The following is a 13,320-nucleotide window of genomic DNA, read 5'->3' as shown; positions in this document are numbered from 1 at the left end:
GTTCCAAGTTCGGAAAATCCATTTGGTTCAGCGTTGGTCAGACGCGCTGGCGGTCGTGAAAACCCGACTATCTCGCGATTTTCGTGAGTGGAGCAACGACATGGGAGCGGGAACAATGACTGTCATCCGCGGCCATGGTGGAAGTTAAAATTCGCCTGCGACACGTCGAACGATCCCAGCGCCCAGTTCACGGTGCTCCACTGTGACACGGTCTCGTTCGGGAATTTCATCGGCAAATTTCAGTTTCAGTCGGGCAACTACGATTTCCGATGCGTGTAAGCTCCATCCGTGAAAGCAGCACCATCCATCTGTAACGATCTCGTCCAATGCCAGTTCGACGTCGCTAAGTGGTCGATTCTCCGCCGCAAGTTCACGATTCCTGAGTGCGGAGGCGATGACATCTTCGCCAAGAAGGGTCTGGAGGCGGATCGCCTGTCTCCTGTCAATGATACCGGCGATTGCATTTGCCCTAAACACGGCACCACTGCGCAAGATGAGTTCACCGAACCTGACGGAGGGGATCAGCGCGATTGACCGGTCTTCTTCCCCAACCGGTTCTCCTGCAGGAGAGGGTAGATCGTAATGCGCGATCAAGCGTTGAGACAAGCGCCGTCGCAAGCGATGGCTCCTTAAGAGCAGATCGCATTGTGTCAGTGAAATACGATCATCAAAGCACGCAGAAAGTTTTTCGGGCACGACATAGTCGGCAGGCTGGTCGAGAAAGCTGTGCCACGCAGTGTCAGTTTCATCCATTCGGCGAAGCCGTTCTGTTGGATGGAGGCAGAACCTCGCCGATCCTGTATTCTCCATTTTTGCGTCGGTTGATGAGCAGGAATATCCAGACAGCCAATCCTGATATGGCCGCTACGAGGGCGGTGATCAGCCAGATCGCTGGCGCCACACTGTCCGGATGCAGCCATAGTCCAAGAAAGGATGTATAACCCTGAACATCCCCGCCTGCCTCCGCGGGTGCTGCGACGGGAACCAGAACCACTGAAACCTTGTCATAGGAAAGCCCCGCGACACCGTTGGCAACAAGCATCTTCACCTGGGGGATCAAACTGTTCATCGGAACGGATGTCTTGTGTCGGATGAACACTGAAGCCGAGGACGGCACCAGATTTTGCCGAAGTGGGTCGTTTTCGGGCAAGACCAGATGTACGCGTGCGGAAAGCACGCCATCAATATCCAGTATTGTCTTGGATAGTTCCTGGCTTAGACCGTAAATCATGCGAGCCTTTTCCTGAACGGGTGAGGAGATCAGGCCATCATTCTTGAATACGTCGCCAAGGCTTTCAAAACTCTGTTTTGGAAGTCCATTCTCATTGAGAATAGCCATGGCATCCGCAAAACGGTCTTTTGGAACGGAAACGGTTATCCTGCCGCTTTTACTGTTTTCCCGCTCTGCGGGTATGCCTTTGCGGGCAAGTGCAGCCACGACTTCGTTTGCCTGACGCTGATCGAGATCGGTATAAAGCTCGACAGTACAGGCCTGCAGCATCAGAAATGACATGATGAGGAACAGGGCACGAACCCTGGAGGAAACCATAAGCGCGTTCAAACCCGTTGCCTCAACATAAGAGATAAGTGCATGCCGCTCGCCTATTGTTGCTTTACCAGGGTATTAACCGATGTGGAGGCAGCGGCGACGCTACTCGTCGCCAGCGATGCGCTGAAGCTGGCCCAGGAAATAGAAACGTAACGATCCAGAACATCATCCAAACTCGCCAGATCCTGACCACCATGTGAACGCTCGTTTGCCCGGTCATGTGCAGTCGTGCCTTGGGAGGAGCCCGGTGCTTCTTTTGCCTGCGCGGCATTTTTTCCAGCCAGCATGTTCTGGGCGTTTTCGACAATGCCAACGAAGGATTTCACGCCGGAGTTCATGAAAGAACTGGGTGACAGTGACCGGACGTCAGTGCCTGCTTTATCAAGATAGTCGAGCAACTTCTCGGCTTTGACGCTGGCTGAGCCGTTCAACTCCGATGACGAACGATCAGTTCCTTGGTTTTGCAAGGTCTTCGTATTGGTAGAAGCTGGATCGGCCTGTGCCACTTGCGTTGCCCGCGTTTCAGTCATTTTTTGAGCCGTCATGCTGGCCTGCTGTTCTTTTACCCGCAGAGCTGTTTCCGCTTCTGTCAGACCTGTGGGAGAGGCTGCGGCCACATTCGAAACGGGGTTTGCAATGGTCAACATCTGTGTCGAAATCAATCCGGATGCGGTGGGTGCAACTTGCATGGCGTGCTCCTCAATTGACTTTTTCCAGCGTCGGCGAGCCGACGTCGACTGATTGTGCCTGCGTTTGCCGCCCGCGAAATACGCGCACATTCGTGGGAACGTTGGATACGGTTTCTGCGGTCGTGAACGTGCCGACGGTTTCCTTGACGAGAGTGATGTAGGCAGGTGGGCCCGATATGGATGCAGCCTTTTGCTCGCGATCAATCCGAACCGGGAACCGTGGATCGACAAGCCCAAGATTATCAAGTCGCTGGCTGATACCATCAAGCGCTCTGTCGTCCATGGCTAGAACTTCGGTGCGATTTTCGGTCTCGTTGCTGATGTGTAGTGTGGATCCGTCGAAATACCAGACCAGGCCGTAACGGTTGCAAACCCACTCAAGGAACTCCTTCGCGTTGCCTTCCGGCACACTTGCGGTAACACGTCCTTTGATTTCAGGGCTCATCTGGATGGATATCCCGATATTTCGGCCGAATTCGGTTAACGTGTCACGCACCGACTGATCGATAACCATGTACTTGTAAGGACCCTCGGGCCACTCAGGTTCGGTGGCCCAGCCCAAACTGGCGCATGTGAGTACAATTGCGAAGCCAATCCCGAAGGCGGACATAGTCTTCGACCGGCGTTGCCGAGCGCGATTTCGGTCAGCTTTTCGCATCTAACCACACAAGATTGAGCTGGGATCATCCATTGTGGAAGGATACCGGCTCGATGGCACAACGGAAAATCCAAATGGAACGGGAGATCGACGAAAACTGCATTATTGATCGCAAGATTGTTTCGCAGACGGCTTCGGGAGAATGGTGTGGTGAAAAAAGACACGGATGTCTTCCAGCTCGATGCCTGGAGGCACAGCACCGGGATCGCTACCGTGATTGTCTGTTTGATCTTCGCGGTTACCGCTGCAACTCCACTGCGTGCACAAACCGGGGGGTATGACCCCAGAACCTGGGTTTTTGATGAGGAAGCCAATGTCATGTTGGCGCCCGGAGATCTGTTGTCCCCAGGTGATCGCGAGCCTGTTGATCGCAACAGGGAACCTGTACCGAAACGGATTGTAAACTATTCAGGGTCGGAGCCGACTGGCACCATAATCGTAAATACGACCGCAAAGCGGCTTGACCTGGTTCTGGGGGGCGGAAAGGCAATGCGATATTCTGTGGGAGTGGGACGCGAGGGGCTCAGTTGGTCGGGGCGTGACCGAGTGTCTGCCAAAAAACAGTGGCCTGATTGGCGTCCACCGGCTGAGATGCGGGAGCGCGAAAATCTGAAAGGACGTTCGCTGCCCGCCTTTGTTCCCGGCGGACACAACAATCCGCTCGGCGCCCGAGCGCTTTATATAGGGTCCACCCTCTATCGGATCCACGGAACAAACCAACCGTGGACTGTTGGCACGGCGACTTCCTCGGGATGTATTCGGTTGACCAATGAAGACGTTGTCGACCTTTACGAGCGGGTACCGGTTGGTGCCGGTGTCATCGTGCAGAATTGAACGTTGAAGAGCAGAAAAATAAACGCCGCTGGACGCGGCGGGAAAAATGAGGGGAAGATGCGGTTTGGTTTAGCAGTGGGTCTCGGCACTCTCTTGCTGGCAACCGGTTGTCAGACGATGAGCGAAAAAACCGTTAAGAAAATTTCGGAGCCGACGTCTCAATCGGAGCGATTGGCAAAGCTGGCCAAAGACATCGAGGGTCGTGGGGAGGCTGACACGGCCCTGCCTCTCTATGCGCGTGCCGCCGCGATGCCGGAGGCAAGCGCGGCAATCATGGTACAGTCCGGGGATGCCTATTCTCGTGCGGGGCAACCTGAAGAGGCGATCAGTGCATATAAGGCGGCTCTGGCCAAATCGCCTGACAATGGACCGGCACTGCTGGGCATGGGAACCGCGCTGGTTCAGATCGGTGACCTATCAGCCGGTGTTAGTGCCCTGACCTCCGCTGCACCGGTGGTTGGTACGAGTAGCGCCTATAATCGTCTCGGTGTTGCTCTGACCATGACGGGACAAACACAAAGCGCTATCGCGGCATATCAAAAAGCACTGAGCATGGCACCCGCAGATGTCGATATCCAGTCGAACCTGGCGCTGGCTGCCGCATTACAAGGCGATGCTTCGGTGGTGGAGCAGGCAGCCCATACAGTCGAAGCCTCTGGAGCTGCCGAGCTTCATCACAAGCGAAACATAGTGCTGGCTTATGGCCTGATCGGTCATGATCAAGAGGTTCGTTCCTCCACCCCGGCGGGACTAACCAGTGGTGAAGTCGACAAAATCCTCAAACTGGCAAAAAAAGCGCGTACGAAAGGGTCAGTAACGGCCAAGGCAGCAGCGCTTCACGATATCATGAGCGGATGAATGCCAGTTCGCAATGGTTGGGCCGGATCGACATATCTGGAAAATTTGAAGTCGCGATGAGCTGATTTCGTCAGCCACGACAGTGGGATGCGGATCAGAGCTGAGGCAGAGGAAAAAGCAATATCCTGCACGATCAGGTTTTAGGCTTTCAAGATTGCATGCACGCTGTTGGGGGAGCTGGCCCAGTGGTCCTGCCGGGTTCAAATCAGTTGTCCATATGTCAGTAGTGAAATCAAACGCCAGTATAATCCACTGAATCCACAGGCTAAATGCGCTGTTTGACTGGTCTGCCTGACTGGTGTTACCAACGTGTCTCCCAATTGGGAGGGAGAACGCGGCATGGGGGAACAATTCCGAGGCTAGGGAGAGCCGCATGAGTTTTAACGCTGCATATGTTTTCGAGGGACGGTCTTATCGATCCGGACGAGCTCTGATCTTTTTCACCTGCGCGCGGACTGCATGGGGAATGTCAGCTTTGGGCCTTGCGTGTCTGTTGAGACCATGCGCGAGCCGTCCGTGACCTCTCCTGACCGCCGCCCAGTCGAAATGCGTGACATGGCGGGTGAAATTCTCACCTTGCTGCGGACACAGCTCAATGACATGACGCCGCAGATTCAGACGGCTGCAAGATTTATTCTCGACCGGCCGCAAGACGTGATGCTCCTGTCGATGCGAGAACTGGCAAGCGCGGCAGGTGTCTCGCATTCGACGATAATGCGCTTGTCGGAATGGTTGGGGCTTGATGGATATGCTGCACTGCGTCAGGTCTTCATCAGCTCATTTCGGGAGGGGACTGTTGTCGTAACTGCGGAATCGGGCGTGCCGGAAAAAGCTGGCGACGAGGGGAGGACCCCTGCGTTGATCGCCTCCTCGATCAAGGATCTGGCGGCTGACAAAGTTCAGGTGCAACTTGCCGATGCGGCAGAGCGGCTCATGAAGGCACGGACGATTGTCCTTGTTGGCTCGGCTCAGGAAAGCCCGGTGGTCGGTCATGCAAGGCAACTTTTTCAAGCCCTCGGTTCCCGGGTGCAAACATCTGAACAGTTTCATGCCGCCGATGCGGCTCAAGAAGATATATGCCTGCTCGTAATCTCCGTGCGGCCGCATGGAGATAAGCCTAAAGACGCCATCCGCCTGGCGAAGCAGCTTGGTGTTCCTTCGCTTGCGATAACCGACAGTTCGAAAGCACTGGTTGCGAGGATGGCTGATGTACCGGTCATTTTTCGCCCGGCGTCGATAGCACTCAATATTCCCAGCCTAACCCCCGCCATCGCCGCCATAGAAGCAATTGCCTCGATCTGGCGGCGAAATGCCGGGTAGTTCGTGCCGTTTATAACGCAATGCCGGGATTGACCATCAGTGACGCGATAATTTCTACGGAAGCGATTGTTGCCGCAAGCGTTGGTGTGGTCTGCGATACTTGTGAGGGCAGTACGATCACATGGGAAAACCGTGTGATCGACGATGCCGGGCAGTTGGTAAGTGCAACTATTCGTGCGCCCCGGCGCCCTGCATATCGTGCCGTATTTGTGACTTGAGGAATTGAGGCTCCCATACACACGGCCAGCATTGCGTCGCGGGGGCCCAGCGATTTGATCTCTGTCGGGGCGCCTGTTGCTGAATCGAATGAAACAGCCGTGCGCCCGATCGCCTGCATCAAGTCCCCGAAACGGTGAGCTACGGTTAGCTCTGCCTCGCTGGTCACGCAGATGACGCGATCCGCATCAGCCAGTATGGTGGCCGCTTCCCTATAATGCTGGATTCTGTCTTGCAGGCCGCACCGCTCCACCTCCTTAGCCAGCCATTCGAGGCTGTCACTGGATGTCTGTTGTCCCCAATCGTTGTCTGTCGAACCCTCAGTTCCAGTCCAGGTTCCTGCTTTTATTCCTTCCCTGAAGATCGCACGCAATGCGTCATAACCGTCTAACCCCGTCCATTCCGCGAGTCGTACCATTGTGGAGTGAGATACTCCCACCTGTTTGGCTTGCATGCGCATTGAATTAAGAGCGACGTCAACTGGATGCGACAGCACGAAACGCGCTGCGGCGCGCAAACCTTGCGGCATGGTTTCCAGTTGCTCGGTCAGCCGTTCGTTAAAACGTTGAAAGTCATCGCTGACTAGGTCAGCGATTTCCTGTTCGATATTCCTCTGGTGTTTGGGCATAGAAAATCGAGCTCCTCCGATTTATGCCCCCTGCCGCTTTGCACCACCTTCACTCCTCCTTTCGGTTGTAGGTTAAAACATCGACTATTCACCTTAATCAGAATTCGTATTCGGGTGATCCAGATGCGATTTCAGACCACCTTAATTGAAAGTTTCATCGTACATCGACCAGGCCCTCCAGAAGGCCGTTAATCTCACCAAAGAAGGATAACTCGCCCTTCAAATAGGTGAGCAGAAACGCTGCATAGAGGAGAAGCAGGACCGTGAATGACAGTGATTTCACGGCGAGCGACATGGCAAAAATATTAAGATGCGGCGCTGCGCGTGACACCAGCGCAAGCAGAATATCCGAGAGCAGCAGGCCGACAATAAGCGGGAATGCGAGAGCCAGGGCCATGGTGACAATCCGTGTGCAAAGATTAAGAAAAAGCGTAACACTCTCGGTGCGAAAAACCGGGGTGAACTGATCGACTGGCCATATGCGATAACTCGTATAGACAATGTCGAGCATCAGCAACAACCCGCCCAGCGACAGGAAAATTACGATCATGACAATGCTGAAAAGCGTACCCGTTATGCTGGTTTCATGAGTCATCATGGGATCGATAAGCGATCCCATAGTCACACCGCGCTGAAGATCCACAATGTCGCCCGCTGCTTCCGCCGCCCAGAATGGGAGGCTCATGACAAAGCCGAGTGTGGCGCCGAGGAACATTTCTTTCATGCCCAGTGCCACCATTGTTGTCGGGCCCATATTCGTGTCCACAACGGTCTTGTAAACAAGCGGCATGAGCGGAATCGACAAGGCGATGGCCACACCGTTACGCAGAAGACCAGCAACGCGCGCGCGTGTGAATAAAGCCATCAGGATCATCAGGCCGACCATGCGTGCCATTGCCAGCGCGGCAACAAAAACCACGACATGGACCTGGTGAAGCGCTGAAAAGATTCCACTGATCGATGTCATCGCGTCACCCCCGGAAACTCCTCGAAAGCAACCGTTGCCTGGCGTGCGATATCCTGACCAACTATCGGCCCGAAAATAAGGATCACGACCAGAATGACGACAATCTTGATTGCCTGAGGCAACGACTGATCTTGAATCTGGGTCAAAGCCTGGAGGAGGCCGACGATCACTCCAACGACCAGAGCAGCTATGATCACAGGCGCTGATGCATAGAGCACTGATAATAGTGTGCCCTGAACCCTTGTGAGAATGAGATCATCTGTCATTGCGCCTCTTCAGGAATAGCTCAAGATAAGGCCGTGCATCAGGCGCGACCATCCGTCGATTGCGACAAACAAGAACAGTTTCAGTGGAATGGATATGAGGATTGGCGACACCATGATCATACCAAGCGTCATGAGGATATTGGCGACAACCAGATCGATCACGAGAAATGGCAGATAAAGCAGCAGACCGATCTCGAATGCACGCGTCAATTCGCTGGCAACGAAAGCGGGTATGAGAATAGACAGGTCATCGTCGCGCACGGTGTCTTGCTTGGCATCGGGCCATAAACGTTGTGTTGCACTTTGAAAAAAGCTGCGTTCTTCCGGCTTGGTGAAACGCACAAGTTGGCGCTTGATCGGTTCGCGTACAAGCTCGGCGCTACGCATGATGTCGTCCGCCGTTTCGAATTTGGCCTGTCCTTCCACAAGTGTTCTCTGGATTTCTGTCAACATTGGCGTGGTGACAAATACTGTCAGGACAAGGGCTATTCCGTACAGAACCAGATTTGGCGGCATTTGCTGGATGCCCAGCGCATTGCGTACCAGAAACAGCACAACGGATATTTTGAGAAAGCCGGTCATGGTGACCACTGCCAGGGGCAGGAGGCCGACAATTCCGATGACAACGATGAGGGGAAGGAGGTTCTGTTGGGCCTCAATCATTGTTGAAGATATTCACAACACGGATGCCAAGTTTTTCACCCAGCTTTACGAGTTCCCCGCGACCGACACGCCTGCCACTTGCAAAGATCGAGACTCCGTTGTCGACTGGAGCGTCGAGCGGGATCAAAGCGCCAGCATCCAGACGCTGGACTTCCGCAAGGGGTAGCGCCACACGACCTGCCTCAAACACCAGAGTTACCGGTATATCGGCCAGGGCTGCAACGCTGTCCTCATCACTGTTGTCCGTTGTGCGTTCAGTAGCCATGTCGAAATCCCATTCAGATCCGGTTAGAGGAAGGAAGCGATCATTCAAATGCCAGCCACCATTGATAGCCGAAACAGGGGCAGCCAATTGGTCACCAATCAGGCAACAGGATCGACTTGCATGAAGTTCGCTGTCTGCCGGTAGAATGACATCGTCTTGTTCCAGTTCTTTCATCTCGTGGAGGGTAATTGTGGTTGCGCCGTAGAGAATGCGCAGCGGAACCGGAACTGATGTCGCGAACAGCGAAGCCGGCTCAGCCGCATGGTCGAACAGTGTTGCCAGCTTTTGCGCAAGTTGATCGCTGCCGATGGTCAGTGCGACGTCTCGGCCACAGTCGGATTTGAGCGACACGACGGGCAGCAGTGAATCATCGTGATGATCAGAACGCCGCCGGACACCGACGAATTCAATTCCGCTATCCAGCTTTTGTTCAAGCCAGTTCAATTCGTTATCAAGAATGGCTTCAAGCAGGAGGGTCTGATCAGCCGACTGCATGTTTTCGAAGCCCGTCGTTGGATCAGACTGCTCTAACCAGTCATCGAATAATGCGCCGGGGATATGAAGTGTCGCCGAGCCATAAAGGGTCGTTAGTGCAAGGGAAACCTCGTGCCTTGCGTCCGGCGGATAGTTGGTCAAACCCAGTGTAAATGCCCGGTCCATTACTGAAAATGAAACTGGGCCCCGCCGCCGATTGAGTGCGTTAACCGCATCAATGTGCTGGGTAGGTATTTCGGGCAAGCGCAAAGGCTCGACGGCGGGACAAAGCTCATCGTTGAGCTGACTGGTGGTTGCCACCCGTCTTCTATTTGCCAGGACCGCAACCATTCAGACCGGCCACCCGTCATTATCAGAGGACTTGTTCAATCGATCGATCAACTCCTCAAGCTTCGTTTTCGAGGCGTAAACCTGTCTGTAGCGGCTCTGTTCGACATTCAGTTTTTCCATTGCTTGATCGAGAGATGATTGTGCCTCGCAATCTTCTTTCCAGTGATGCATGCCAATTGCTGCGGTGCGTTGTTGAAAAGCTTCCAGATATTGCAGCCGAGATGTGTTGATGGTTTTACCCGCCATTGTTGCCAGTATCTCTTGCTCCATGGTTGCAGCCTCAACGCCGTGCGCGAGGCGAAGTGCCGTTTTTTCGCGTGCGCTGGCTTCCGCTTGTCGAGCCAGATTCCGGACACGACCGAGAGTGGCTCCGGCCTTTGTTTCGCGAAACTTACGAATCTCGCGCAGATGCTCGAGGACGGCTTTTTGTTTGGCGTGGTTCAATCCGCTATCCCTCGCATCAGGTGCAGGGTTTCTTCGATTGGTGCGCGCATTGGTTGTTTTTGCTGCAGAAAGTCGTTGATCGTGTCGATCTTTGCAATCGCTTCGTCGGTTAGCGCATCGGCGCCATGTTCGTACTCACCGATGCGTATCAGGAGCTCCACCTCCTGATACCTGGCAAGAAGCCGTCTAATATGTGCCGCCGCCGCACGATGTTTATCGTCAATCACCTTCGACATCAGGCGGCTATTGGAACGCACGACGTCAATGGCGGGAAAATGGTTGCGCTGGGCAAGATCTGCCGAGAGGAAGATGTGGCCATCCAGCAGTGCCTGAACTTCTTCGACGACAGGATCCTGGGTGCCGTCGCCTTCTATGAGCACGTTGTAAAGCCCGGTAATCGACCCGGTGGAGCCGGGGCCGGCCCGTTCCAGCAAGCGAGGTAGAGCAGCAAAGAAAGAGGGTGGAAACCCGCGTCTGGTGGGAGGCTCACCGGCAGCAAGTCCAATTTCACGCTGAGCCCTGGCGAAGCGCGTGATATTGTCGACTGCCAGCAGTACGTGCTTGCCTTGGTCGCGGAAATATTCGGCTATGGTTGTGGCAGCATGTGCTGCCTTGACACGTTCTATACCCGACCGATCAGAAGTGGCTGCGACCACTACACAGCGTTGTCGTGTTGCTACGCCAAGATGATGCTCCATGAACTCGCGCACTTCCCGGCCGCGTTCCCCGATCAGGGCGACAACGGTGACATCTGCATCGCTACCTTCGACGATCTCGGCCAGAAGGAGTGATTTTCCGACGCCGGGTGCACCAAACAGACCAACGCGTTGGCCCCGGGCGCAGGTTAGCATTCCGTCGATCGCCCTTACACCGAAATGCATGGGTTCCGATATCAACATCCTTTCCATCGGCTCGGGCGCCTGGGCCATGACCGGATAGGAGTGCCAGTCGTTACCGGGTTCCAACGGCGCACCATCGATGGGATTGCCCAGAGAATCGATGACCCGACCGAGAAGGCCTGATCCAACACGGATTTGCTGTACATTTCGTGTCGGGATAACCTCTGTAAGACTGGATAGGTTTTGAATGTCGCCTAATGGGAGCAAGATCGCGGTGTCGTCCCTTAGCCCGACGACTTCGGCTTTTCCTCGCTGACCTGATTTGGGGTCGACAAGATCACAGATTTCACCCATGCGCGCTTCATCGATAGAGGCGCTGATCATCAGGCCAGTGACATCGCGCACTCGACCGCGGCTAGGACGGGAAACCCTGTTTTCGGTCAGTCCTCCGCGCAATCGGGGGATGATGGAGGCAAGCTTCGTGTCTGTTTCGTTCATTCATGCCCCGTTCTGGAAAACGTTGCATCGGCTGTTTGAAGATTGGTGCGTATTGCTTCCAACTGTACCTTGAGCGTGGCGTCGATCACTGCAAGATCGGAAGAGAGAATACAGGCATCAGCCGCCAGTTCGGGATCGCCATGTATTTCAAAGGGGATTTCTTCATTCGCCATCAGGTCGGCAAGTTCACGACGCACAGCCTGTTCCATGGCCGGGTTGACGGCAATCTTCACGTATTTTGAGCGACGCAGATCCACCAGCGCCTGACGAGCTGCCTGGGCCAGTAGATTGCCTGTATCGAACGCACCGAGCACACGTGTGACAATATCGAGCGCGAGACTGGTGATCTCGTTCTCCAGCGATCCGAGATATCGATCAACTCTGGCAGTTGTGGTTTGAATCAGGCGTGTAGCCGCCGTCCGTCCTTCGCTATACCCGTCCTCATAACCCTGGGCGTAACTGTCGCCATAGGCCTTGCGGGATGCCGCCTGCTGTTCTTCTGCTGCGGCTTTAGCACTTTGGAGGAGGTTGTAGCCCTCCAGCCAAGCCCGCGCTGAGGATGCTTTGATGACGCGTCCCGTTGGGCCATTGGAGAACTTGACGGGATCTGGAATCGAGGTCATCGATGGCCACCGATCATCCGTGCGACGACCGACTTCGGATAATTGTCGAAGCAACATGCCTTGCTATGACTATGTCCAGATTTCCACATATGACCGCGCCAGTTTGATTTGTCTGAACACGATAGCCCCACAACAGGACGAGGAAAAATCCAAATGGATCATCTGTATGTGTTCGTTTCGGCGAGTCTTTCCACAGTAATCTAAATTATAAAAATGAGGCTGATTAGCTAAGCAAATGTAACCCGCAATATCATATGGCAGTAACCGGGATTATCCGGGAATAAGTGGGAATTGGCGATTTATAACGGAAAAACCCCGGAAAACCGGGGCTTTCATGAAATCAGCAGTACACCATTCACAAAAATGCGGCGCAAGATCGAATGGCAGGGCGAACCTTGGACATCAAATTTAAATTGACCGCCCGAACCACATAACGCGCCCGGCAATATGCAACTGATCAATCTCGCCTTCTGTGATTTCTTCGGGTGGATAGCGCGGATTGTCACTGATCAATTGGACAGAGCCGTTCATCCGAGCGTGAATGCGCTTCACCAATACCATTGAGCCATACACCAATACGTAAATCGCGTTGTCCTTAAAGCGATTGATTGACGTATCCACCAAAAGGGCGTCTCCATCATGGATTGTTTCCATCATGCTGTCACCGCGTGCAGTGAGCACCCTCGCGCACTCTGGACGAATGCCTCTCGCCTTCAACCAATCAGTCTGAAATGCAAGGAAATCAAGAGCATCTTCAGCGTAAATGATTGATCCGGTGCCCGCAGACGGCTGGATATCGAGCCGTGGAATAAGCGCATATCCGTTATCCGAATTTACAATACTTGGTTCAGATGTCGCGGGCAGCGTTTGGCCCGCATGCTTTGGGCCTTTGCCTGTCGCCAGCCAGTCCAGCGTTACGCCGCCAGCGTCTGCGATCTGTATGAGCTTCTCCAGCCCAGGCATTGTTCCATTCAAGTACTGCCGGAACGTCGAATCGCTGATTCCCGCCTTTTTCGAAAAAGCGTGAACAGATTCCCCATCAACGATCTGCCCTAATCGTTCTGCGAACGTTGTTCCCATAATTACGTCAACTCTGACCCTGTGCCAGACATAGAAATTTGCCAGCGAAATCAGAAAATGCGCTGTGCAATCAATACGTTGGCTTGGTACTCACGTAA

General features: G+C 54.1%; 16 protein-coding genes. 3 read left to right on the top strand and 13 right to left on the bottom strand.

The genetic code is table 11. The features are described 5' to 3' along the window. Positions 1-144 precede the first annotated feature (144 nt). Genes MKS82_RS22415 through MKS82_RS22400 form a run of 4 tightly spaced genes read right to left on the bottom strand, consistent with a single transcriptional unit; the run spans position 145 to position 2,683 of the window. The gene (locus MKS82_RS22415) at positions 145-753 is read right to left on the bottom strand and encodes a hypothetical protein (RefSeq protein ID WP_109989605.1); all 609 of its coding nucleotides are present in this window, start codon (positions 751-753) and stop codon (positions 145-147) included. Next, the gene (gene sctJ / locus MKS82_RS22410) at positions 746-1,549 is read right to left on the bottom strand and encodes a type III secretion system inner membrane ring lipoprotein SctJ (protein WP_109989604.1); all 804 of its coding nucleotides are present in this window, start codon (positions 1,547-1,549) and stop codon (positions 746-748) included. The genes MKS82_RS22415 and sctJ overlap by 8 nt, the downstream gene beginning before the upstream one ends. 53 nt (positions 1,550-1,602) lie before the next feature. Then, entirely contained in the window at positions 1,603-2,238 is a 636-nt protein-coding gene (locus MKS82_RS22405) for a hypothetical protein (protein WP_109989603.1), read from the bottom strand. 10 nt (positions 2,239-2,248) lie between these two features. Next, on the bottom strand, positions 2,249-2,683 hold the full coding sequence (locus MKS82_RS22400; protein ID WP_240579297.1) for a type III secretion protein: 435 nt from the start codon (positions 2,681-2,683) through the stop codon (positions 2,249-2,251). Between the two features lie 363 nt (positions 2,684-3,046). Between MKS82_RS22400 and MKS82_RS22395 the strand changes: the two genes are divergently transcribed. The 3 genes from MKS82_RS22395 (at position 3,047) to MKS82_RS22385 (ending at position 5,908) form a co-directional block, all read left to right on the top strand. Beyond that, positions 3,047-3,730: a L,D-transpeptidase gene (locus MKS82_RS22395; RefSeq protein ID WP_240579296.1), complete on the top strand. Its 684-nt coding sequence runs from the start codon at positions 3,047-3,049 to the stop codon at positions 3,728-3,730. Between the two features lie 57 nt (positions 3,731-3,787). After that, positions 3,788-4,588, top strand: coding sequence for a tetratricopeptide repeat protein (locus MKS82_RS22390; protein ID WP_109989601.1), 801 nt, complete (start codon positions 3,788-3,790; stop codon positions 4,586-4,588). 486 nt (positions 4,589-5,074) lie between these two features. Next, on the top strand, positions 5,075-5,908 hold the full coding sequence (locus tag MKS82_RS22385; RefSeq protein WP_181394339.1) for a MurR/RpiR family transcriptional regulator: 834 nt from the start codon (positions 5,075-5,077) through the stop codon (positions 5,906-5,908). 10 nt (positions 5,909-5,918) lie between these two features. Here MKS82_RS22385 and MKS82_RS22380 read toward each other — a convergent pair whose 3' ends face one another. The 9 genes from MKS82_RS22380 to MKS82_RS22340 form a co-directional block, all read right to left on the bottom strand. Beyond that, the gene (locus tag MKS82_RS22380) at positions 5,919-6,752 is read right to left on the bottom strand and encodes a MurR/RpiR family transcriptional regulator (RefSeq protein WP_109989599.1); all 834 of its coding nucleotides are present in this window, start codon (positions 6,750-6,752) and stop codon (positions 5,919-5,921) included. Positions 6,753-6,906: 154 nt separating this feature from the next. After that, positions 6,907-7,719, bottom strand: a complete 813-nt coding sequence (sctT, locus tag MKS82_RS22375) for a type III secretion system export apparatus subunit SctT (RefSeq protein ID WP_240579295.1) — start codon at positions 7,717-7,719, stop codon at positions 6,907-6,909. Further along, a complete protein-coding gene (locus tag MKS82_RS22370; RefSeq protein ID WP_109989597.1) occupies positions 7,716-7,985 on the bottom strand; it encodes an EscS/YscS/HrcS family type III secretion system export apparatus protein in 270 nt (89 codons plus the stop codon). The genes sctT and MKS82_RS22370 overlap by 4 nt, the downstream gene beginning before the upstream one ends. 9 nt (positions 7,986-7,994) lie before the next feature. Further along, a complete protein-coding gene (sctR, locus tag MKS82_RS22365; protein WP_109989596.1) occupies positions 7,995-8,648 on the bottom strand; it encodes a type III secretion system export apparatus subunit SctR in 654 nt (217 codons plus the stop codon). Beyond that, the gene (gene sctQ / locus MKS82_RS22360) at positions 8,641-9,657 is read right to left on the bottom strand and encodes a type III secretion system cytoplasmic ring protein SctQ (RefSeq protein WP_240579294.1); all 1,017 of its coding nucleotides are present in this window, start codon (positions 9,655-9,657) and stop codon (positions 8,641-8,643) included. Before sctQ ends, sctR begins: the two co-directional genes overlap by 8 nt. Before the next feature lie 81 nt (positions 9,658-9,738). Beyond that, positions 9,739-10,182: a hypothetical protein gene (locus MKS82_RS22355; protein ID WP_109989594.1), complete on the bottom strand. Its 444-nt coding sequence runs from the start codon at positions 10,180-10,182 to the stop codon at positions 9,739-9,741. Beyond that, the gene (locus MKS82_RS22350; RefSeq protein ID WP_109989593.1) at positions 10,179-11,519 is read right to left on the bottom strand and encodes a FliI/YscN family ATPase; all 1,341 of its coding nucleotides are present in this window, start codon (positions 11,517-11,519) and stop codon (positions 10,179-10,181) included. Before MKS82_RS22350 ends, MKS82_RS22355 begins: the two co-directional genes overlap by 4 nt. Beyond that, positions 11,516-12,142, bottom strand: coding sequence for a type III secretion system stator protein SctL (gene sctL / locus MKS82_RS22345; protein WP_109989620.1), 627 nt, complete (start codon positions 12,140-12,142; stop codon positions 11,516-11,518). The genes MKS82_RS22350 and sctL overlap by 4 nt, the downstream gene beginning before the upstream one ends. Positions 12,143-12,550: 408 nt before the next feature. Then, entirely contained in the window at positions 12,551-13,222 is a 672-nt protein-coding gene (locus MKS82_RS22340) for an XRE family transcriptional regulator (protein WP_240579293.1), read from the bottom strand. Positions 13,223-13,320: the final 98 nt, after the last annotated feature.

The sequence above is a fragment of the Ochrobactrum sp. A-1 genome, from assembly GCF_022488005.1.
GTDB lineage: Bacteria > Pseudomonadota > Alphaproteobacteria > Rhizobiales > Rhizobiaceae > Brucella.
Note: the sequence above shows the minus strand (reverse complement) of the source record. Positions and strands in the feature narration are given on the sequence as shown.